This window comes from Anaerocolumna sp., from assembly GCF_032079385.1.
Classification (GTDB): domain Bacteria; phylum Bacillota; class Clostridia; order Lachnospirales; family Lachnospiraceae; genus Anaerocolumna.
The window spans coordinates 108,959-130,561 of record NZ_DAMAUC010000008.1; the positions used below are offsets into that span (position 1 = coordinate 108,959).

21 protein-coding genes and 1 riboswitch are annotated in these 21,603 nt (G+C 35.7%); of the genes, 20 read left to right on the forward strand and 1 reads right to left on the reverse strand.

Annotated features, from left to right (window positions below; all coding sequences use genetic code 11):
* From RT261_RS21010 to RT261_RS08580, 7 genes are all read left to right on the forward strand, one after another.
* The coding region (locus RT261_RS21010) for an iron chelate uptake ABC transporter family permease subunit (protein ID WP_313131904.1) at positions 1-138 on the forward strand (138 nt) is incomplete at its 5' end.
* Between the two features lie 4 nt (positions 139-142).
* A complete protein-coding gene (locus tag RT261_RS08555; protein WP_313131783.1) occupies positions 143-925 on the forward strand; it encodes an ABC transporter ATP-binding protein in 783 nt (260 codons plus the stop codon).
* Between the two features lie 76 nt (positions 926-1,001).
* A riboswitch (cyclic di-GMP riboswitch) is annotated at positions 1,002-1,088 on the forward strand.
* Positions 1,062-1,223, forward strand: coding sequence for a hypothetical protein (locus RT261_RS08560; protein ID WP_313131786.1), 162 nt, complete (start codon positions 1,062-1,064; stop codon positions 1,221-1,223). (Overlaps the previous riboswitch by 27 nt.)
* 440 nt (positions 1,224-1,663) lie before the next feature.
* Entirely contained in the window at positions 1,664-4,774 is a 3,111-nt protein-coding gene (locus RT261_RS08565; protein ID WP_313131788.1) for a hypothetical protein, read from the forward strand.
* A 224-nt stretch (positions 4,775-4,998) separates the two neighbouring features.
* Positions 4,999-5,529 carry a GNAT family N-acetyltransferase gene (locus RT261_RS08570; RefSeq protein WP_313131791.1) on the forward strand — a complete coding sequence of 177 codons (531 nt, stop codon included), beginning with the start codon at positions 4,999-5,001 and terminating at the stop codon, positions 5,527-5,529.
* A gap of 77 nt (positions 5,530-5,606) precedes the next feature.
* Complete coding sequence (locus RT261_RS08575) at positions 5,607-6,584, forward strand: MerR family transcriptional regulator (RefSeq protein WP_313131794.1); 978 nt, start codon at positions 5,607-5,609, stop codon at positions 6,582-6,584.
* A 119-nt stretch (positions 6,585-6,703) separates the two neighbouring features.
* Positions 6,704-7,417, forward strand: coding sequence for an MBL fold metallo-hydrolase (locus tag RT261_RS08580; RefSeq protein ID WP_313131795.1), 714 nt, complete (start codon positions 6,704-6,706; stop codon positions 7,415-7,417).
* A 215-nt stretch (positions 7,418-7,632) separates the two neighbouring features.
* Here RT261_RS08580 and RT261_RS08585 read toward each other — a convergent pair whose 3' ends face one another.
* Positions 7,633-8,214, reverse strand: a complete 582-nt coding sequence (locus tag RT261_RS08585) for a TetR/AcrR family transcriptional regulator (RefSeq protein WP_313131797.1) — start codon at positions 8,212-8,214, stop codon at positions 7,633-7,635.
* Positions 8,215-8,430: 216 nt separating this feature from the next.
* Here RT261_RS08585 and RT261_RS08590 point away from each other — a divergent pair, with 216 nt between their 5' ends.
* The 13 genes from RT261_RS08590 (at position 8,431) to RT261_RS08650 (ending at position 21,569) form a co-directional block, all read left to right on the forward strand.
* Complete coding sequence (locus RT261_RS08590; protein WP_313131800.1) at positions 8,431-10,158, forward strand: NAD(P)/FAD-dependent oxidoreductase; 1,728 nt, start codon at positions 8,431-8,433, stop codon at positions 10,156-10,158.
* Positions 10,155-11,411: an NAD(P)/FAD-dependent oxidoreductase gene (locus RT261_RS08595; protein ID WP_313131802.1), complete on the forward strand. Its 1,257-nt coding sequence runs from the start codon at positions 10,155-10,157 to the stop codon at positions 11,409-11,411. The genes RT261_RS08590 and RT261_RS08595 overlap by 4 nt, the downstream gene beginning before the upstream one ends.
* Positions 11,408-11,767 (forward strand): DUF1667 domain-containing protein, encoded by a 360-nt coding sequence (locus RT261_RS08600; protein ID WP_313131805.1) that lies wholly within the window; start codon positions 11,408-11,410, stop codon positions 11,765-11,767. Before RT261_RS08595 ends, RT261_RS08600 begins: the two co-directional genes overlap by 4 nt.
* Before the next feature lie 87 nt (positions 11,768-11,854).
* On the forward strand, positions 11,855-13,399 hold the full coding sequence (locus RT261_RS08605; protein WP_313131806.1) for an FGGY-family carbohydrate kinase: 1,545 nt from the start codon (positions 11,855-11,857) through the stop codon (positions 13,397-13,399).
* Positions 13,400-13,427: 28 nt separating this feature from the next.
* Positions 13,428-15,272, forward strand: coding sequence for an FAD-binding oxidoreductase (locus tag RT261_RS08610; protein WP_313131807.1), 1,845 nt, complete (start codon positions 13,428-13,430; stop codon positions 15,270-15,272).
* A gap of 537 nt (positions 15,273-15,809) precedes the next feature.
* A complete protein-coding gene (locus RT261_RS08615; protein WP_313131810.1) occupies positions 15,810-16,511 on the forward strand; it encodes a creatininase family protein in 702 nt (233 codons plus the stop codon).
* A 144-nt stretch (positions 16,512-16,655) separates the two neighbouring features.
* Positions 16,656-16,973 (forward strand): glutaredoxin domain-containing protein, encoded by a 318-nt coding sequence (locus tag RT261_RS08620; protein ID WP_313131813.1) that lies wholly within the window; start codon positions 16,656-16,658, stop codon positions 16,971-16,973.
* 44 nt (positions 16,974-17,017) lie between these two features.
* Positions 17,018-17,689 (forward strand): RluA family pseudouridine synthase, encoded by a 672-nt coding sequence (locus RT261_RS08625; protein WP_313131815.1) that lies wholly within the window; start codon positions 17,018-17,020, stop codon positions 17,687-17,689.
* 133 nt (positions 17,690-17,822) lie between these two features.
* Complete coding sequence (locus RT261_RS08630; RefSeq protein ID WP_313131818.1) at positions 17,823-18,557, forward strand: DUF434 domain-containing protein; 735 nt, start codon at positions 17,823-17,825, stop codon at positions 18,555-18,557.
* 91 nt (positions 18,558-18,648) lie between these two features.
* Positions 18,649-19,239, forward strand: coding sequence for a TetR/AcrR family transcriptional regulator (locus RT261_RS08635; RefSeq protein WP_313131820.1), 591 nt, complete (start codon positions 18,649-18,651; stop codon positions 19,237-19,239).
* A 91-nt stretch (positions 19,240-19,330) separates the two neighbouring features.
* Positions 19,331-20,176 (forward strand): ABC transporter ATP-binding protein, encoded by an 846-nt coding sequence (locus RT261_RS08640; RefSeq protein ID WP_313131822.1) that lies wholly within the window; start codon positions 19,331-19,333, stop codon positions 20,174-20,176.
* Positions 20,173-20,856: a fluoroquinolone export ABC transporter permease subunit gene (locus RT261_RS08645; RefSeq protein WP_313131825.1), complete on the forward strand. Its 684-nt coding sequence runs from the start codon at positions 20,173-20,175 to the stop codon at positions 20,854-20,856. Before RT261_RS08640 ends, RT261_RS08645 begins: the two co-directional genes overlap by 4 nt.
* Entirely contained in the window at positions 20,853-21,569 is a 717-nt protein-coding gene (locus tag RT261_RS08650; protein WP_313131827.1) for an ABC transporter permease, read from the forward strand. The genes RT261_RS08645 and RT261_RS08650 overlap by 4 nt, the downstream gene beginning before the upstream one ends.
* Positions 21,570-21,603: the final 34 nt, after the last annotated feature.

The window sequence follows — 21,603 nt, forward strand, 5'->3', positions numbered from 1 at the left end:
GGCGCGATCTTTATGATTCTGGTCGATACCGCCGCGAGAAACTTGACCGCCGCAGAGATTCCTATCGGAATTCTCACAGCCCTCATTGGGGCACCGTTTTTTGCAATTATCTATAACCGCAGAAGAAAGGAGGGATGAATCTATGAGCAAAATATTGGAAGTGCAGGATGGCTGCTTTGCCTACACGCAGAATCACCCGCTCCTGCAAAACATCATATTCTCTTTGGATGGAGGTCAAGTGATGGCTATCATGGGCAGGAACGGCATCGGCAAAACGACACTAATTAAGTGCATTGTTGGTATTCTAAGTTGGGATAACGGATTTTCTGCCATAGGAGGAAAGAGAAGTCAAAAAAACAAGCCCATGAAAGAAATCGGCTATGTCCCGCAGGCACACAGGGTTTCCTTCGACTACTCTGTGCGGGATATGGTCGTTTTCGGTAAGACTGGTCACAGCTCCTTTTTTGCAATGCCAAGCCAAAAAGATTATGATTTGGCAGATCAAATGCTCAAAAAGATAGGAATTTATGACCTGCGGGAGAATCCCTGCAACGAACTGAGCGGAGGGCAGCTTCAACTGGTGTATATTGCCCGCGCGCTCATCAACGCTCCTCAGCTTCTGGTGCTGGACGAGCCGGAATCGCATTTGGATTTTCGTAATCAAATCCGGCTGCTCAAATTGATTCAGTCTGTGGTGTCCGAGAAAAACATTGCCTGCATCATCAATACCCACTACCCCAATCATGCGCTCCGCATTGCGGATAAATGTTTTTTACTGGGCGAACAGGATTACATTGTGGGCAATACGGAAGAGGTCATGACAGATGTAAATATTCAGAAGTTTTTTGGCGTGTACTCTCACTCGGTTGAATTTCAATACAAGGGAGAAAAGGTCATATCGTTCTCGTTCTTAGATGAGGTGTGAAGTAAGCACTAATGTAGAAAGCGCAAGCCAAGCGCAGACGGCGCGAAGACAACAAAATATCGACAATAAAAATAAATATACCCAAGGGTAAACATGGAAAAAGTCAAGGACGCAAAGTTGAGGCTTGAAGGTGTTTATGCGCTATGATATTCTGGCTGCCAAAAACGAGCAGAGTCTGACCTCTATTCTGGAATCAGGATTCTGTCATATTCTATGGATATTTGGGTTATCGGACGGAGCTTTCGTTACAGACCACTTCCTTATGAGCATACCCTGCTTCTTGCTTTTCCGCAGGTAAATATACGAGTGTAGTCCATACCTACCGTTCTTTATACATATCATTTCATACCGATAATCTAAAAAAGTCAGTATCTTGCCATGAGCAACATACTGACTTTTTTTATTAGATGCAGATTATTTGGGCTGTCACAATCTCATCTGCAATCGTCCGGATGTGTGCTGAACAACTATGATTTTCGTAAACATCCTTGTTGAAGGACTGCTAATAACTGCAGCCCCTTTCTTTTATGACAAGAAAAGGTTTCCTTAACACCCTTTTTAGATATTGTGAAACTTGTTCTAAAATTGGAAAATTCATGTTTTTAAATTAGTTGATGGAATTTGACAAATAAAACAAGTATAATATAATTTCAGTTATAATAATAACTTCTGAATAAAAGACAGAATCATAATGAAGTAAATACATCATAGAGAGGACAAAAGGGTTTAGGTGATTAAATGTTAGTTTCAAAACAAGAAATGCAGCGATTATTAGATATTGAGCGAGAGTATAAAAACACTCTTATTAAAATAAATGAAATATCCCAAAATAATAATGATGCCAATAATTTACTAGAGAAGAGACAGCAAGAGATGTTAAGGTTATCTCAACAAGTAGCCTTTTATAAAAATGAAATTGTAAAATACAATGAAATTACAGTTGAAGTTGAGGAATATGTTCGTGAAAGAGAAAATGAAATAGCGAAACTTAGCAATAAAGTAAAGGATTATGAGGCAAAGTTAGACAATATATATTCAGAGAATGAAGATCTAATTGCATCTATCAAAAAGAATAAACAAGAAGTTCAGGAATTAGAATCAAATCTAAAAGAGAAAGAAAATGAGATTGTATCATTTAAAACAGCTTTGGAAGAAAAAGAACAGAATATAAAACATATAACAGAGCTGCTTAAAGAATCAGAAGTAATATTTTCAAATAAAGAGGATGAAATCAACTTATTAAAAGAACAAATCAATGCTTTAGAGCATGATAATCAAGAAAAATTATCAGATTTACATAATAAAACGGATTTGATTTCTTCTTTAGAAAATGATATGGAAAGGCTAAATGAATCATTAAGCCAAAGTCAGAGTGAACTAGAGCATACAGTAATAGAGTTAAAAAATGTGAATAATGCTTTAGGAACAAGCAAAGACGAAAATAAGCAGCTTCAACAGCAGCTTGTGGATAAAGAACAACAACTAAAAGCAGTAAATAATACATTATCACATAAAGAGAGCGAACTTCAAAATCTTAAGGAAAAATTAAAGCAAAAAGTAGATAGTTATACCCAATTAGAAACTGAATTACATAAAAAAGAAGCCGAAATAGAAAACCTAAAAAATAACTTGCAAAAGAATGAAAGTGTAATAGAAAATCATCAAAGGAACATAGAAGAACAAAAAAATACCATAATAAATCTAGAGAAACATATAGAAGAGAAAGAAAATTTAATTGAGGACTTCAAAAAGGAAGTCGATGAAAAAGAAAATGCAATCGAAGAACTTCAAAAGAAAGAAAATGAAAATAAACTCTTAATAGATAACCTTCAATCAAAGATAAGAAAAAGTGAAGAGACAATTGAGAATCTTCAAAATGAGCTGAAGGAAAAAGATAATTCAATCCAGGAATTCCATAGGAAAATAAAAGAGAAAGAGGATACAAAAGAAATCTTACAGCGGTATCTGGATGAAAAAGAAGAGAACATAGAAAACCTTACAAATAGTTTACAAGAAAAAGAAAGTGCTATAGATAAGCTTCAAAGTCATATTGAAGAAAAAGGAAATGAAATCATAATTCTCCAAAATGATATAGGAGAGAAAGAAAATACAATCGTAGAGCTTCAAGAAGATGTACATAAAAAAGAGTCTGCAATAGAAAATCTTCAATTAGATATAAGAGAAAGTAAAGAAACTATCGGGAATCTTCGAAGTAACATAGAAGAGCAAGGAAATATGATTGTAACCTTTCATAATGATTTGGAAGAGAAAGAGAATACAATCGGGAATCTTCGAAGTGACATAGAAGAGCAAGGAAATATAATTATAGACCTTCAAAATGGAGCAGAAGAGAAAGAAAATAAAATCGTAGAACTAGAAAATGAAGTGCAAAGAAAAGAATCTACAATAGAAAAGCTTCAATCAAATACAATAGAAAATGAGGATACAATTAAGAATCTTCGAAGTGACATAGAAAAACAAAAAAATGAGGTTATAACTCTTCATAATAGTATAGAAGAAAAAGAAAATACAATTGCAGAACTACATAAAAATGTACATAAAAAAGAATCCGCAATAGAAGACCTTCAATTAAATAGAACAGAAAATGAAGAGACGATTGAGAAGCTTCAAAATGAAATAGAAGAACAAGAGAATGTTATTGTAACTTTTCATAATAGTATACAAGAGCAAGAAAATACAATCGCTGAACTACAAAAAGATGTAGAAGAGTTTCATTCAATAATAAAAGATAAAGAGGATACAAATGAAATTTTACAGCAGTATCTAGATGAAAAAGAAGAGAATATAGAAGAACTTAAAAATAGCTTGCAAGGAAAGAATAGCATAATTGAGAATCTTCAAAGTAACATAGAAGAGAAAGAAAGTGCAGTAGATAATCTCCATTTAGTAGTGAAAGAAAGCAAAGAGGCGATAGAAAATCTTCAAAATGAATCAAATGAAAAGGATAATATAATAAAGGCACTTCATGGAGATTTGAAAGAAAAAGAAGAAGAGAACAAAATCTTACAACAGTATTTAGATGAAAAAGGCGAGAACATAGAAAGCCTTGCTAAAGACTTGGGTGAAAAAGAAAATGTGATCGATAATCTTAAAAATAGTGTAAAAGAAAAAGAAAACATAATAGAAGATTACGAAAAGGATATACTTGAAAAAGAAAAATTATTAGGGAATAGAAGAGCTCAGATCTACCAGTTGGAGCAAAAGTTATCTAAGTTTAATAAAGAACAAAAAATCTATAGTGATCAATTAGAGGATCAAGAGATTAAATTAGAATCAGTTATTAAAAATAGAGATGAACTACAGAATGAGACAGATTTAATAAAGAATCAGCTATTAAACTTGGAAGAGAAGAAACAGCAGATAGAATCTCAATGTTCTAAAATGGAAGATAAGATTAATGAAAAAGATGAATTAGTTAAGTCTTTACAAAATACTCTGGAAAAACAGACTAAGAAAACAGGGGAGCGGGAAGAGTCTATAGTACGACTACAAGATAATATAGCATCGAAATCTTTACAGTTGAAAGATTCCATAAAGAAGAATGATGAGTTACAATTAAATTACAATAATTTAATTAAAACTTTAAATAGTAAAGAAGAAAAAATAAGGTTAGCTGAAGATGCATTAAATAGTAAAACAAGTGAAGTAAATCATTTAGAAACAAGACTCCGGGAATTAGAAAATCAAAGGATCAATACATCTCCTGTAACAACAAATGGTACTGAAGAATTAGAAAATGATTTAAAAGAGAAGAGTGCAATCATAGATGAATACGAGACAAAAATTCTGGAATTAATGATAGAATTAGATGAATTAAGACACAAGTGATTTTGTAAACTGACTTATTTTTATATGGATGCCATTTCAAAATAGATGTCATTTCAAAATAGATGCCATTTCACAATAGATTGAGTTGATGCTTTGCCAGGAGTAAGTATGAATTGATACGAAGCGAAGGTTTTATATAGTTATGGCAGGTTAGATTTGTTTTCTGCATGAAGGCAAGAGAAGTGCTGATGCAGGAAAGTTTATATTAGGGGAGGTGTAAGATAATGGATATCATTAAGACAGAACGGTTAGAACTAAAGCCACTTGAATCAAGCTATTCAGCTCTGTTATTGCCAATTTGGGGCGATGAAGAAGTTGTTAAAAATACGTACATACAAGGTATGTATAATGAAGAAAACTGCAAAGAGAGGATTGATCGCATGATCAAAACCGGCTTATCAAGAAATGATATAGGACCATATGTCATATTCGAGGGTCAAAATCTAATCGGTATTGTTGGTGCCGCCCGGGATTCGTCATTTGAGTATGGTCTATACTATCATCTCGGGAAGGAATATTGGGGACGAGGGTACGCGACGGAAGCAGCAAAAGCCGTTGTAGATGCTGCATTTAAGCTTCCAGAGATAGTAAGAATTTCTGCTGATGCGCTAACAACTAATCCGGCAAGTTCAAGAGTTCTTGAAAAGATTGGTATGAAATTTGAGGGATGCATGCGTATGAAGTTCTTTCGAAATGGCGTATATGGCGACCTCAATACATATTCAATTTTAAAAAGAGAATATCGCATTAATTAATTAATTTCCCAGTATAATGTCCATTGACTTTGACGTCGTGTCGTCCTTTATACTTGAATCAGAAAGGAGATGTAGTAATGGAATTGATGACAATTAGTGAGATATCAAGAGGTTTTAATGTTTCAACAAGAACACTCCGGTATTATGAACAAATAGGACTTTTGACAAGTGGGAAGAAAGAGGATTATGCTTATCGTGTCTATGATGAAAATGCTGTAAGGCGCCTGCAGCAGATTATTATTTTGCGGAAGTTACGCATTCCGTTAAAACAAATAGGTGTTATCCTAAATGATAAAGAACAAACCCGCACCGTGGAAATCTTTCAAGAAAATATTTTAACACTTGATTGCGAGATTACTGCACTGTCAACAATTCGCTCTGTTTTACAAAGATTTGTGTCACAGTTGAATAATCATATTGGGGTGAATGTTAAACTGAACCTCTTCGATGATAACGAACTTCTGAAAGTCATAGAATCCTTAAGCCTTTCTAAAATTGATTTTAAGGAGGAACGGTCAATGGACGATTTAAACAAAGCAAATGAAATACTCGCAAAGAAGAAAGATATTAGAATTCTTTATTTACCCCCTGCTACAGTTGCATCAAGTCATTATATAGGCGAAAATCCGGAAGATGCTTCCAAAAAACTCTTAGATGAATTTGTTAAAAGTGCTAATTTGCACAGAATTAAGCCAGATTTAAGAGTGTATGGATTTAATAATCCCAGTCCCCGTAGCAGCGGTGACACATATGGTTATGAATTTTGGGTTACTATTCCTGATGACATGGTGGTGCCGGAACCTATTGTGAAAAAACACTTTGAAGGTGGATTATACGCCGCGCATTGCATTAATATGGGAGATTTTCATGAATGGCAGCCATTTTTTAAATGTATTTTGGATAATGATAATTATGAAGTTGATTACAGGGAACCTTTGGGAATGGAAGGCAGTTTGGAAGAACACATAAATGCATTTACTTATTACCAGACCTTTCATGAGAAATCAAAGTGTGAGCAATTAGATTTGTTGATTCCAATTAAACCCAAAGAATAGTATAGAATAAAACATGGGTTGCAGCAAAAGGTTCTAAACACATGAGTGTAAAGTGTAACATGTAGATAAATCGGAACTTACGTTATAGAAGCGGATGAAAATACAAGGAGAAAAGATATATGGAATTGAAAAAGTTAACAGAACATATTTATTATACAGAGAGTGATGCAGAAGTTGATCGTCCGGTACTGGGATATATTCTAGGAGATAAGTTCTCGATTATGATTGATGCCGGTAATTCAGCGAATCATGTTTTAGACTATAATAATGCTTTAGCGGAAGCTGGGGTTAGAATGCCAAAATACTGTATCATCACCCATTGGCATTGGGATCATACCTTTGGAATGCATGCTTTGGATATGGAAACAATTGCTTGCTGCAAGACCAATGAAGAATTGCATAGAATATCTTTGTGGGACTGGAATGACGAGGCAATGAAACAACGACTGATCAGTGGTGAAGAAATTGATTTTGCAGATGAACATATCCGGGCAGAGTACAGCCGATTAGAAGATATTAAGGTGGTACCGGCTGCGCTCACCTTTAATAGCAAATTAGCTATTGACTGTGGCAATATAACTTGTGAATGTATACACTTATCCTCTGCCCATAGCGATGATTCAGTGGTTATATACATTCCAGAAGAGAAAGTGATTTTTATTGGTGATATTTATAATGATGATTTTTATAACAATCATTATAGGGACTTGAAAAAAACAGAAAAACTATATCAGGATTTAAGCGGAATTGATTTTGAACTGGCGGTAGCCGGACATAGTAAACCTGTTAAGAAAGGTGACATTCTAAATTTCTTGTCTAGATTTCTTGTCTAAATTTTATAAATTAAGATATAGACTATTGGTGCAGTAATTAAAGAGAGCTAAGGATTGATGGTATGTTTATCTAAGGCGATAGAAATCGTTGATATGAAAGAAGAATTGTATGCATAGGAAATGTTGGTGTATACAGTCTAAAAACAATATTTTGAAGTATTTTTTTTGATATAAGCTACTCTCTGTCTCCTTGACAGGGAGCAGCTTTTTGTGCATTATGTCTCGGTTTCTATGTTGGATATAAGCTGCTTCACAAATTGCCCGCTTTGTTTAATAAACTGGTCAACATCTAAATTGTCATTCTGCAAGGTTTTATGAATGAAGAGCCCATCACTTACCAATAAGAGGAGCCAGGTAATATATTCTGCAGGAAGCTTCTGATTTCTTTCACTAATCTTTTTCGATATTAAATTTGCAAAATCAAAATACCGCTGCATTAATTTGGAACGCACTTCTTCGTTGCCAAGCATGGCATCATAAAAAAAGTGTAAACGCATTCCCACATTGGAAACATCCCGTTCTAAAACATATTGTACAAGACGATGCAGAGAGGTATCTTTTTCCGGATTTTCTGTCCATGCAATTAAGTCGTCCCATTGTTGTTCTAAGTATTTATCCGTTATATCGAATAAAATATCATTTTTGTTCTTATAATGATAATATAATGTACCTTTTGAAATACCGGCACTGGAAGCTATCTGTGCAAATGTTATTTCAGAGAGCTTCTGTGTTTCCAGCAGTTGCTCTGTTGCATTAAGTATTAATTCTTTCACATTATCTTTTCTAGGAGCAGCCATAGAAATCTCCTTCCAATTCTTTAGAATTTGTTACATATCATAATTACAATATCTTGAAACAGTATAAACTCTTTTCAACTATTTGTCCAATATCAAGGGGAAAAGTAAATAGAAAATAGTCAAATGTGTCAAAAAACAATTGACACATTCCAATATTTTTGGTAATATGTAGTAAAATAAGTCGGTCGCCTGTACGACTAAGAAAGAAGTGGGTGAATGAGCGGAAAAGTCTTTGAAAGGAAACTGAATAAGAAACTTGAGAGATACTTTCCCGGAAGGGTATGGGCAAAGTTAGATAAGGATTGCATTCGGGTTTCCGGAGAATTAACAAATTGGGAGGATGTTGTTAGAGCATGCAGGATGTGTGTCAGCAAAGACAAAAGATTACATGTAGTAAATGATATTAAGCTTATGAATACGAATATCCCAGGCATGAGGATTCCAAAGGAAGCTTCAAAAGAGTTAGAAGGTATGAAGCCGGACGTTTTAATTATCGGCGGTGGTATATCCGGGGCAAGTATCGCAAGAGAACTATCAAAATGGGATATCAATATTTTATTAGTTGAGAAAGAAGCGGATCTTGCAATGCAGGCATCCGGACGAAACGATGGTGAGGTACATCCGGGAGTTGATTTAAGCAAAGGGAGCTTAAAACAGCATTATGTGCTACCAGGTAATAAAATGTTCGATAAGGTTTGTGAAGAACTTGATGTTCCATTTAAACGAAGAGGGCAGTATGCTTGCTTTAAACAACCATATTTATTACCCTTATTGGCAGCTTATTCATGGCAGAAAAAACATATCTGCGGAGTAAAAGATACAAGAATTATTGGAGGGAAGGAATTAAGAAAACGGGAACCGGAATTAAACGACCAGTTTGTTTTTGCCTTATATAACTCAAGTGCAGGTTGTGTCTGCCCTTATGGATTAACCATTGCATATGCGGAAAACGCAGTACAAAACGGGGCAAAGGTTTCGTTAAATACGGCAGTTATGGGAATGGAAATAAAAGATAATCAGATAATCAGCGTAAAGACCAACAAAGGTGTTCTTTATCCAAAGTTAGTAATTAATGCAGCAGGGACATTTGCAGAAGATATTGCAGCTATGGCAAAGGACCGGTTTTATTCCATTCATCCAAGAAAAGGAACCAATTCTATTATGGATAAGAAAGCCGCACATCTGGTTCGCTCCATTGCATCAATTAAAACAATTACCCTTAAGAAACAGCATACAAAAGGAGGCGGTATCCTAAGAACTGTACATGAAAATTTACTGGTGGGACCAAATGCAATTGAAACCTATGAAAAAGAAAACTTTACTACAGAACGTAAAAGTATCGAAGAAGTATTTAGCAAACAAAAATTAACAGCGAAAGGGTTATCGGAACGGGATATTATTACATATTTTACCGGAGTTCGTGCCGCAACATTTGAAGAAGACTTTGTTATAGAAAAAGGACGGAACACAAAGAATCTCATTCATTGTGCAGGCATTCAGTCTCCAGGACTAACAACCGCACCGGCAGTGGCTTTGGATATTGAAAAGATGGTCATTAAAGAATTATCCAAAAGAGAGATTGTTACAAGGAATAGAAACTTCAATCCAAGGCGAAAAGGTATTCCGGTATTACGAGAAATGTCCGGTGAAGAACGGACCAAAATGATACAGAATAATCCGGACTACGGAATTATTATATGCCGCTGCGAGGAAGTCAGTAAAGGTGAAATTATAGATGCACTAAATGCTCCCATATCAGTACCAACCGTAGATGGAATAAAGAGGCGGGTCAGACCGGGAATGGGCAGATGTCAAGGGGGATTCTGTATGCCTCTTGTTACGCAGATTATAAGTGAACATGAGAATATTTCAATTCATGAAGTAAAAAAATCAAGGGCAGAGGCTTATATTACCCTGGGAGAAACAAAGGGGGGAACCAGGTGATAAATTATGATGTAATTGTAATCGGTGGAGGACCTGCTGGTCTGGCTGCAGCCATATCGGCCCATAAGGAAGGAGCTAAAGTTTTATTAATTGAACGTGAAGCACGACTTGGAGGTATTTTAAAACAGTGTATTCATGACGGTTTTGGTCTGCTTCTATTTGGGGAGAAACTTTCCGGACCGGAATATGCACAGCGTTTTGTGAATGAGTTTCATCGAAGAAAGATTGATTTTAATGTACTTACCTATGTTACGGGAATAGAAAAATCGGAGCATAAATATTTGGTTTCTGTGGTAAATACAAAAGGTGTGACTGAATACAGTGCAAAATCCATTATCTTAGCAACCGGATGCAGGGAGAGAACCGCAAAGCAGGTTTCTATCCATGGAACGAGACCATCCGGAGTATTTACGGCTGGAACAGCACAGTATTACACCAATATATTGGGGCAGCTTCCTACAAAAAAATGTGTTATTTTGGGAAGCGGTGATATTGGATTAATTATGGCAAGAAGGCTTACCTTAGAGGGGGCGAAAGTATGTGGGGTATATGAAGCCAAGCCTGTGCCCTCGGGCCTTACAAGAAATGTTATGCAGTGCCTGAATGACTTTGATATACCACTATTCTTATCACATACAGTAACCAGACTTATTGGGGAAGAACGGTTACAAGCAGTTGAAATTATGAAAGTGGATGAGTTCATGGCACCAATTCCCGGAACGGAAGAGATTGTGGAATGTGATGCGCTAATATTATCGGTTGGCTTGATTCCGGAAAATGAACTGGCAGAAAATCTGAATGTACGGATAGATCCAAAAACAAAAGGGCCGGTTTGTGACGATCAGTTCATGACAAGTGAACCGGGAATCTTTATTTGTGGAAATGCACTTCATGTCAATGATTTAGTGGATTATGTATCCGAGAGCGGGGAACTGGCAGGATGGGCAGCGGTAAATTATGATTATGAGTCAAAGGAATTAGTAAGATTTAAGGCAGGTAAAGATTTTCTCTACTTTGTACCACAGCAGGTTAGTGTCAGACCGGTAAACAAACCGTCAACATTTTATTTTAGAAGCAGTGAAGTATTAAAAAAAGCAGTGGTAACCATATTCCTGAATGATATACAAATCTTTCAAAAGAAATATGCATACTTAAAACCTCCTGAAATGGAAACCATTAAGCTGGATATGAGTCAATTTCATTTAGTGAAAGAAGATACACTTACAGTGGAAGTGAAAGGAGAGAGAGTATGAAAGAACTTGTCTGTATTGTCTGTCCCAATGGCTGTTCCATGATGATTGAAGAAATGGGGACTTCAATCAAGGTATCCGGAAACCAGTGTAAGCGGGGAGAAGAATTTGCAGTAAGTGAGATGATACATCCAATGCGAACCATCTGTTCTACGGTTAAAACGAGTTTTACGAACGTGCCTGTACTTCCTGTCAGAGTATCGGAGGAGATACCCAAGGATAAAATCTTTGATGTTATGAGGGAGATTAATAAAGTGGTGGTTACAGAACCGGTTTCACTTGGGGATATTATTATAGAAGATGTATTGGGGTTAAATGTTAATGTCATAGCAACAAGCAATATATTAAAGGAGCAATGAAAAATTATGGAGAAGGTTGAGAGAAACTAAATAGTAGAAAGGTTGCACAAAGAGATTCTTTCAACCCATGGGCGAATGGAGGTAAAGATGAAGAATCCGTTGATATTAACCTTTGATTTGGGAACCCAGAGTATGCGGGGAATGCTGGTGGATAAACAAGGGCAGATAGTATATATGATTCAGCATAAGTACGAGACGCCATACTATTCCAGGAAGCCGGGATGGGCAGAGCAAAAACCGGAATTTTATTTTGATACGCTATGTTCTATATCCAGGGAATTAAAAGAGAAAAGTCCAAATGGCTATGATGACGTAATTGGGGTGACGCTGACGGCCATTCGGGATTCCTCCCTCTGTCTGGATGAGAATAATGAACCTTTGCGGGATGTTATATTATGGTTAGACAGCAGAGAAACAAATCATGTAAAACCCTTTAAATGGTGGATCAAAACCGCAATGAAGCTGGCCGGAATGGAAGCAACTTTAAATAAACAATATAAGGTCTCCGCTGCCAATTGGGTTATGGAGAATGAACCGGATATTTGGGAGAAAACTTATAAATTTGTTATGCTGCCTACCTATCTAAATTATAAAATGACAGGACAATTAAAAGATTGTCCCGCCAATATGATTGGTCATATTCCCTTTGACTACAAAAAGATGAACTGGCAGTCAAAAAATAATATAAAGCGTTGTATGTGTGATATACCAAAGCCACAATTGTGTGAACTGGTCCAAACGGAAGAAACCATAGGAATGATTACAAAAGAGATGGAAGAATTGTCCGGAATACCGGAGGGGCTTTCTCTAATTGCAACCGGTTCTGATAAAGGCTGTGAGACATTAGGATTATCGGTAATTAATGAAGAAAAAGCGGCATTGTCCTTTGGAACCACAGCAACGGTTCAGTTTGCAACAAAGAAATATTTTGAACCAAAGCGATTTCTTCCGGCATATCCCGGAGTACCTCGTGGAATGTACAATCCGGAGATTGAGATTTTCCGCGGTTATTGGTTGATTTCCTGGTTCAAACGTGAATTTGCCATGAAAGAATGTGTGGAAGCACAGAAAAGAGGCTGCGATCCGGAGAAGATTCTAAATGAAAGGCTCAGAGAAATTCCTCCTGGATGCGATGGATTGATTTTACAGCCTTTTTGGACACCCGGAGTTGTTACACCCAATGCCAAAGGTGCGATTATTGGATTCTCGGATGTACATACAAGAATTCATATTTATCGGGCTATTATAGAAGGAATCGGGTTTGCACTAATGGATGGAATGTACAGTATGGAACGAAGGTCAGGGCAAAAGATAAAGGAAATATATGTAGCAGGAGGCGGATCTCAAAGCAATGAAATCTGTCAGATTACTGCCAATATGTTCGGTCTTCCGGTTATACGTATTCAAACTCATGAAGCCTCGGGTTTGGGAGCCTCCATAGCGGGATTTGTAGCGATGGGTGAATTTAAAAGCTATGAGGAAGCCATTTTCCATATGGTACATATAAAGGATGTATTCCAACCGGATATGGAAGAACATGATATATATGAAAAACTTTATCAGTATGTATATAGACGGATTTATTCAAGACTATTGCCACTTTATGTGAAAATAAAACATTTGACAAGGTGAGAAGTGTGAAGGAAAAGTGTCTTCACAAATGGAGGAGATGGTATTCCATTGGAAAGAACTCCAAAATGAACTTCTTCCACCATTAGCTGAGATACCGCAAGCGGTATTATGTCTGAAAGGAGCAGGTTTTAAAATGAGTAAGCCATATGAAGGATTTGAACCCAAATGGGTAAAAGAAGCAGCACCAAATAACAGTTATAGATCTATTTTTCGCTGGGGAGACCCTAATTATGTAAAATATCCAAAAGAGTCATTGTATAAAATGATGAAAGAAACATTTGATATGAAAGATGAAGACTTCAAACAATATACCGGTGATATTGGAATGGGAGAAGTAAAACTGAACATTCCATGCGGTTTAGATCAGGCGCATATAAAGGCGTTGAAAGGTATAGTGGGCAGTCAGTTTGTAACAACAAAAGATTATCCCCGTCTTGCTGTTGCATATGGTAAGACCGGATATGATGCACTACGGCTTCGGCAAAGACGGGTAGACTGTGTGCCGGATGTGGTTGTTTATCCGGATACAACAAAGCAGATTGAGGAGATTGTGGAGTATAGTACCAAACATAATATACCCCTTTATGTATATGGAGGCGGCAGCAGTGTTACAAGAGGTGTGGAACCAACTAAGGGCGGTATATCACTGGATATGAGACTACGATATAACAAAGTACTTTCCTTTAATGAGGTTGATCAAACCATTACGGTTCAAACAGGAATGTCCGGTCCTCAGTTGGAAGATGCATTAAATCAGGCACCTGTTTTATTTGGTGCAAAGCGGGCATATACCTGCGGGCATTTTCCACAGTCTTTTGAATACAGTAGTGTGGGCGGTTGGGTTGTAACAAGAGGAGCCGGTCAAAACAGTACATATTATGGCTGTATCACGGATATTGTCATAGGACAAAAATATGCCACTCCAATCGGAACTATCCAAACCAGTCATTACCCAAGAGAGGCAACGGGTCCGGACTTAAATCAGCTTATGATGGGAGGGGAAGGTACTTTTGGTGTTTTAACAGAAGTAACGCTGAAAATCTTTCGTTATATGCCTGAGAATAGAAAAAGGTTTTCTTTTATCTTTAAGAATTGGGAAATAGCCCAGGAAGCAGCAAGAGAAATGATGCAGTGTGAAGCGGGATATTCTTCTGTTTTCAGATTATCAGACCCTGAAGAAACCAGTCTAATGCTGCGTTTATACAATGTAGATGAAACTCCTTTACATAAAATCTTTGATATGCGGGGATTTAAGGATATGGAACGCTGCCTGTTCTTAGGTTTTACAGATGGTGAAAAAGGATTTTCTAAAAATGTGGCAAAGAATATTAAAAGAATTGCAAAGCAGTATGGTGGCATGAGTTTAACCTCCTTTGTAACCAAGAGCTGGGAAAAAGGCCGATTTACGGATCCTTATCTTAGAGATACTTTAATGGACTTTGGTCTTATAACCGACACCCTGGAATGCACTGTAAACTGGTCTAATATGGCACAGGTTCATAGGGATGTGAGAGAAGTCTGCCATAAGTTACCTAATACTATTGTAACAACCCATATGTCACACTGCTACCCACAGGGAGCAAACCTTTATTTTATCTTTATTACTAAAATGAGTGATGCCGAAAGTTTTAAAGCATATCACAGCAGTATTTTAGATGCCATCCAAAAATCCGGTGCCACCATGAGTCATCATCACGGAATCGGCAAAATGTTTGCACCTTGGCTGGAAGGTCAGATTGGCAGAAAAGAATATGGAGTCATTAAGGTTCTTAAGGATTATTTTGATCCCGGATATAATATGAATCCCGGAGGAACGCTTGGATTAGATTTGAAGGAAGAGGAAAAGAGATTTTTAAAACCGGATATTCAATAATATTAGATATTTAATAGCGGCTTCTCGGTTTTAATGAGATTATAAAAACCTTTATCTGCAAATTGTTATTGCTTGTTTAGTGAATGATTTTTACGTTTATTCATAATATTTCATTGTAATTTAAGAGGCTGTTGTAAAATGGAATAAAGATATTAGATATGGAAGATTTAGTTAATATTATAATCTATATCTGGTATAAAATATTCATTTTACAACAGCCTTGATTTTATTTGTGCCGATTATAAAACATCATACAATTTTGTGATGGATACAAAACATCAGCTTCACTTTGATAGGGTGGGGTGGTATAATAAGGTAATTAATAATGTAATGATAAAATTACTTGTATATCTGACTCGTTGGGATATAAACATTACAATTATAATCTGCGTTGTGGCTTGTTGCCGCAACTATACTAATGCTCATGTATGAATGCTGGTGGAATAGATATTTTAAAAGCCAAATAGATCAGCCGACTTTTACAACAGTTTTATGGCATTTCGGTAGCTGGTGCTACCTTGCATAGGGGATGGAAATATGAAACTATCTGATAGGACTTATTCAGAAGTAAGGGAATTACTGAAAGTAAATAAAAATTTAATAATTCCGGTAGGAACTTGTGAACAGCATGGGCTACATTTGCCTTTAAATAATGATATTTTATGTGCAGAATATTTTGCGGAAGAATTATCAAAAGCAACCGGTTGTTTAGTTGCCCCTACAGTAAATTATGGCGTAAATCTGCCGTGTGACCGTTCATTAACCGGAACAACATCTATTTCAACGAATACCTTAAAAGGAACAATAACAGAAATAATGGATTGGTGGAGATATCAAGGATTTCTTAAATTCTTTATCATTACTTTTCACGGAGATCCCTTCCACATAGATGCATTATCTGATATTGCTGATGATGTATATTTAATAGAGCCTTATGAAATTGACTATTCCGGTATATTGGAAAAGCAAACCACTATGAGACATTCCTGCGAAGCAGAGACTTCCATTGCTTTATATTTATATCCTGAAAAAGTCAGAGTTTCTTTAATAGAAGAAAAAGATATTGTTTTTGAAGATTTCCGTCAATACCTGTTTCATGAAAATTGTGAAAAACCTGAGGAATATATTGGCTGCTTGGGGTATCCCAAATCGGCAACGGAAGAAAAGGGCAAAATACTTGTAGAGAAGATGATTGAAAGAACCATAAATGAGTATCATAAAAAAGCTGTCATGCTTTAGCTGATCACTTATATTAGCTAAAAGTTAATATAAGCGTTGAAGTCTCCGGCTGAGATAATCTGTTTTTGAAAGGAACTTGCATTCTTAATTGCATTCTGATAAAGTTTCTTTATAAAATTCATATAAAATAAAGGAGATGATAGAATGAAAGTTATTATGTATGGCACAGGTATTTGCCCCGATTGTGTTGAAGCTAAAGAAATATTAAAAGATTATTCTAATATAGAACTTGACTATAGAAATATTACTGAAACCACTGCAGTATTAAAAGAATTTTTAGCCTACCGGGATCATGAACCAATCTTTGCTACGGTTGTTGAAGCAGGCAAAATTGGAATACCATTTTTTGTCCTTGAGGATGGAAGAAAGACATTTGAGCTCTCTGATTTTGTTAATATAATAAAATCAGAGGTACAAAGCTCAATAAGTTCTTGTTCTATTGATGGTAAAGGGCAATGCTAGTTTCACATAAGAAAAAGGTGCTTAAGAGCAGAATTGAGGTTAATATGATAGAAATATTATATGAAGATAAAGATTTAATTGTATGTGTAAAGCCTGTAGGAGTACTTTCCCAGCCGGGTATGGGAGAAGGGGAAGATATGATTACACTGCTTACCAGACATTTAGAAGAAAACCAGGAGAAACCATATATTGGTCTGATTCACCGATTGGATAGAAATGTAGGTGGAGTTATGGTATTTTCTAAAAAGCAAGTAGTAACTTCAAAATTATCTACAGCTATTCAAGAAAAAAATTTCACCAAGGAATATATGGCTGTAGTTCATAATAAACCAGAAGAACCAACGGGGATTTATAAAGATTTACTATTTAAAGATTCTGCTAAGAATAAATCCTTTGTTGTAAAAAGAGCCCGTAAGGGAGTAAAAGAAGCTTCTTTGGAATATACTGTTATGGATTCCATAATGGAAGAAAAGGGAGCACTTAGTCTTATTCGAATTAAATTGCACACAGGAAGAACCCATCAGATAAGAGTGCAATTTTCTTCCAGAAAAATGCCTTTATTAGGTGATGGTAAATATGGCAGCAAGGATAATGGATGTGAAATAGCATTATGGTCTTATCGTTTGGCTTTTTGTAATCCTATAACAAAGAAAGAGATTGATTTTACAAAGATGCCTCCAAGTATTTATCCCTGGAATTTATTTGATGTCAATTAGTTAGATAATCTTAAACAATAGAAGTGAAAGAATTGAATTAATCATTAAAGTATATAGTAAGAAGAATAGAATTGAGTTTTAAAATATAGAGTAAGAGGAACGGAATGGAGTATTAAGCATAGAGGATGAAATGATGGCCAAGATAGTAAAGCGTGGATATTATTTGAAAGATGAAATAGAATTCGGAAGCCAGTGGAAAGACAGATTAAACCGGGCAGGAGAAGAATTATATTTTCTATTGAACCGAGGATATAAGTTAAATCCTTCTTCTACTTTTATTGGAAATCATTATATGCTTTCGGAACGACAGCGATTGGCTTTAGTTAGAATGCTTGCTTCAAAGAAACAGTTAGAACTACGGAGAGAGAAAGAACTATCGCCCCCAGAACTACCTAAAAGGGTGGTAGTAGATGGGTTTAATACAATTATAAGTTTAGAGGTGGCATTGTCAGATTCCTTAATTATTAAGGGAATGGATGGCACCATAAGAGACTTGGCTGGACTTCGGGGGAATTATAGAATCATTGATAAAACAACTGGAGCGATTCAGTTAATACTACAAACTTTAGAGGAATTAAATATATCTGACGCATTATTTTATTTAGATCAACCGGTTTCTAACTCCGGAAGATTAAAGAATCTTATTATAGAAATTGCAAAAAATTATAACATATCGGTTGAGGTGGAAGTAATATATGATGTAGACAGAGTTCTGGAACAGAAGGAAGGAGTAATCTCAAGTGATGCAGTTATTCTGGACAAATGTATTAGTTGGTTTAACTTAAATAACCAGATAATAGACAGATATGTGCAGAAAGCTTGGGTTTTTGAATTGAATAATGCCTTATTTGATAATAAAAATCCATGATATTTAAGATTAATAATGTCATTGACATCCACAAAAGGATTTGATATTATGACTATATAGATGGAATTGGTCAAAAAGGGAGGAGAGGATTTTGCCTAAGTGTTATTCACAGCAAGAGAGAGAATATATTATCAAACGGTTAAAAGAAGAAGCAGCTAAGTGTCTTTCACAATATGGTATTAAAAGAACCACTGTTGATGAAATTGTCAAACGTGTGAAAATTCCTAAGGGAACCTTTTATTTATTTTATAAATCAAAAGAATTATTGCTGTTTGATGTTATTTTGGAGGAACACGATAAAATTGAAAAGCAATTATTAGAAGCTTTATCAAGTCTAAATCCAAAAGAAATTACTTTTGAAGAAATGACGGATTTACTCTTTAGTTTTTTTAAAGCTGTTGAGGATATACCTATCTTAAAAATGCTTAATTCCGGCGAGATAGAGATATTAACTCGTAAGCTTCCTGAAGACATTGTTGCAGAGCATCTCCTTCAAGATAATTCTATGATTGAGCGGTTATTTGAAAAAATCGTACCCAAAGGAAAGAACATGGAGGTATTTAGTGTTGCTTTTAGAAATATCTATTTTGCAACTCTGCATAAAAACGAATTTGATGAGCGGCATTATGATGATGCTTTGAAACTTTTAATTCGAGGCTTGGTAATACAATTACTGCAATAAAAAAGTCCGGCGTAATATGAACTGCCGGACTAGTATTTAATCTTATATTGACTATATAAATGATTACAGTCAAATAGTATGGAGGCGGATTATGATTGAGGTGAAAAATCTATCATTTAGTTACACAAAAAAGCCCTTTGTAAAAAATATTAATTTTTCTGTTGGCAGTGGTGAAATTTTTGGTTTTTTAGGACCCTCTGGAGCAGGAAAAACCACATTGCAAAAGATATTAACCGGTTTAATATCTACTTATGGAGGCTCTGCGGTTGTGGCAGGTATGGAATGTAAACATCATAATAACAATTTCTATGAAAATATTGGTGTGGACTTTGAATTTTCTACTTTATATGAGAAACTAACGGCACGGCAGAATCTGCAATTCTTTTCTTCTCTTTATAAAAAACAACCGGTTTCCATTAATAATTTATTGGAAGCAGTTGGACTACATAACGATGGAGATAAGAAAATATCAGATTATTCCAAAGGGATGAAATCCCGTTTGAACTTTATAAAAGCATTGCTGCATAATCCATATATTCTATTTCTTGATGAACCCACAAGCGGACTTGATCCAACAAACAGCCGGTTAATGAAGGACATGATTTTAGCGGAAAAACGTAAGGGGAAAACCATAATTATAACCACTCATAATATGCATGATGCAACGGAACTTTGCGATAAGGTAGCTTTTATTGTAAATGGGGAAATCCGTGCCCTGGATAGCCCTCATAATTTAATCATGTCAAAAGGTGCGGCAAAGATTACGTATTCCTATTTTGAAAATGGAGAGCAGACCTCATCCTGTTTGCTAAAAGAAATATCGGAGGATAGAAAACTGCAAATGCTGATAAAAAATAATAGTCTATTATCCATTCATAGCAGTGAGCCAACCCTAAATGATATTTTTATTGATTTGACAGGGAGGACGCTGTTATGAGAATGGTAAAAATGATTGTGGGAGATATAAGATTTCAGTTAAAATACGGTTTCTATTTTATATATACGGTGCTGACGGTTGTTTATATTACTATACTTTATACCTTTCCGCCGTCGTGGCGTGAAAGTACTGCAACCATTATGATATTTTCTGATCCTGCAGCCATGGGATTGTTTTTTATGGGGGCAATTATTTTGCTTGAGAAAAGTCAGCATGTGTTAAATGCCCTTGCTGTTTCACCTGTTAAAATAGCGGAATATATAATTTCAAAGGTAGTTTCCTTAGGATTAATTTCAATTATTGTTGCAGGGATTCTTTCCTTATCGGTAAAAAAGGAGAACTTATTCATGGTATTATTGGCTACAGCATTGACCACAATTATTTTTACACTTTTAGGCCTGATCGTAGGTACCAAAATAGCAAGTCTGAATCAGTTTCTTATGGTAACTGTACCGGTGGAAATAATATGTTTTGTTCCTGCAATGTTATATCTGTTTGGCTATAGTCCGACATTTATGCGGCTTTATCCTATAAACCTATGTATGAGCCTAATAGCTGGAAAATGTGAGAAGGTTCTAATAAGTATTTTGATTATTATTACGACCATAGGGATTCTGTTTTATATCGCATACCGTTGCACATGGAAGATGTGGAAGAGGGTGGGAGGGGTGAAATTATGAAAGCAATTAGAGCGAATTTCAGACAATTAATACTTTTCCTTAAAAATGATAACATGATGTTTGCAGCTTGTTTTACTCCGCTGCTATGTGCATTACTATTTCGATTTGGTGTTCCGGTATTGGAAAGAATGGTAACAAGATATTTTAACGTTTCATACATAATCACACCGTACTACGCACTATTTGACTTGTTTTTATCGGTACTGTCACCTACTATGTTATGTTATGTTGCCGCTATGATGATTTTGGAAGAAAAGGATGACCGCATTATAGAATATCTTTTTGTAACACCTTTAGGCAAAAAAGGATATTTGGTATCAAGGCTAGGTGTACCGGTGGGGATTTCTATTGTAATTACTATTATTCTCTTATTGCTTTTTAACCTTTCCCAAATATCTTTTGCTGCAAAAATTTTGCTCTCTGTAGCAGGAGCATTACAGGGACTTATTGCCGCACTTATAATAGTAACACTATCATCCAATAAATTAGAAGGAATGGCAGCAGCAAAATTAACCTCACTTATGTCACTTGGGATAATGGCGCCTTTTTTCTTACAGAAGGGAACACAATACTTGCTATCACCTTTACCTTCATTTTGGATGGCTAAAGGGGTTTATGAAAATACTTATTTATATATGACTTTATCCTTCGTATTATCATTCCTTTGGATGGGATTTTTAATAAAAAGATTTACACGTAAAACCACAGGATAAAAATATGTTTAAGGAAATAGAAATTTTAAAGGGT

What these genes read in the sequence shown, in the direction of transcription:
- RT261_RS08605 (WP_313131806.1), top strand. Translation starts at nt 11,855, where the DNA reads ATGAAGAATCCGTTGATATTAACCTTTGATTTGGGAACCCAGAGTATG.
- RT261_RS08600 (WP_313131805.1), top strand. Translation starts at nt 11,408, where the DNA reads ATGAAAGAACTTGTCTGTATTGTCTGTCCCAATGGCTGTTCCATGATG.
- RT261_RS08555 (WP_313131783.1), top strand. Translation starts at nt 143, where the DNA reads ATGAGCAAAATATTGGAAGTGCAGGATGGCTGCTTTGCCTACACGCAG.
- RT261_RS08615 (WP_313131810.1), top strand. Translation starts at nt 15,810, where the DNA reads ATGAAACTATCTGATAGGACTTATTCAGAAGTAAGGGAATTACTGAAA.
- RT261_RS08625 (WP_313131815.1), top strand. Translation starts at nt 17,018, where the DNA reads ATGATAGAAATATTATATGAAGATAAAGATTTAATTGTATGTGTAAAG.
- RT261_RS08610 (WP_313131807.1), top strand. Translation starts at nt 13,428, where the DNA reads ATGGAGGAGATGGTATTCCATTGGAAAGAACTCCAAAATGAACTTCTT.
- RT261_RS08630 (WP_313131818.1), top strand. Translation starts at nt 17,823, where the DNA reads ATGGCCAAGATAGTAAAGCGTGGATATTATTTGAAAGATGAAATAGAA.
- RT261_RS08645 (WP_313131825.1), top strand. Translation starts at nt 20,173, where the DNA reads ATGAGAATGGTAAAAATGATTGTGGGAGATATAAGATTTCAGTTAAAA.
- RT261_RS08580 (WP_313131795.1), top strand. Translation starts at nt 6,704, where the DNA reads ATGGAATTGAAAAAGTTAACAGAACATATTTATTATACAGAGAGTGAT.
- RT261_RS08640 (WP_313131822.1), top strand. Translation starts at nt 19,331, where the DNA reads ATGATTGAGGTGAAAAATCTATCATTTAGTTACACAAAAAAGCCCTTT.
- RT261_RS08650 (WP_313131827.1), top strand. Translation starts at nt 20,853, where the DNA reads ATGAAAGCAATTAGAGCGAATTTCAGACAATTAATACTTTTCCTTAAA.
- RT261_RS08560 (WP_313131786.1), top strand. Translation starts at nt 1,062, where the DNA reads ATGCGCTATGATATTCTGGCTGCCAAAAACGAGCAGAGTCTGACCTCT.
- RT261_RS08565 (WP_313131788.1), top strand. Translation starts at nt 1,664, where the DNA reads ATGTTAGTTTCAAAACAAGAAATGCAGCGATTATTAGATATTGAGCGA.
- RT261_RS08585 (WP_313131797.1), bottom strand. Translation starts at nt 8,214, where the DNA reads ATGGCTGCTCCTAGAAAAGATAATGTGAAAGAATTAATACTTAATGCA.
- RT261_RS08620 (WP_313131813.1), top strand. Translation starts at nt 16,656, where the DNA reads ATGAAAGTTATTATGTATGGCACAGGTATTTGCCCCGATTGTGTTGAA.
- RT261_RS08575 (WP_313131794.1), top strand. Translation starts at nt 5,607, where the DNA reads ATGGAATTGATGACAATTAGTGAGATATCAAGAGGTTTTAATGTTTCA.
- RT261_RS08590 (WP_313131800.1), top strand. Translation starts at nt 8,431, where the DNA reads ATGAGCGGAAAAGTCTTTGAAAGGAAACTGAATAAGAAACTTGAGAGA.
- RT261_RS08570 (WP_313131791.1), top strand. Translation starts at nt 4,999, where the DNA reads ATGGATATCATTAAGACAGAACGGTTAGAACTAAAGCCACTTGAATCA.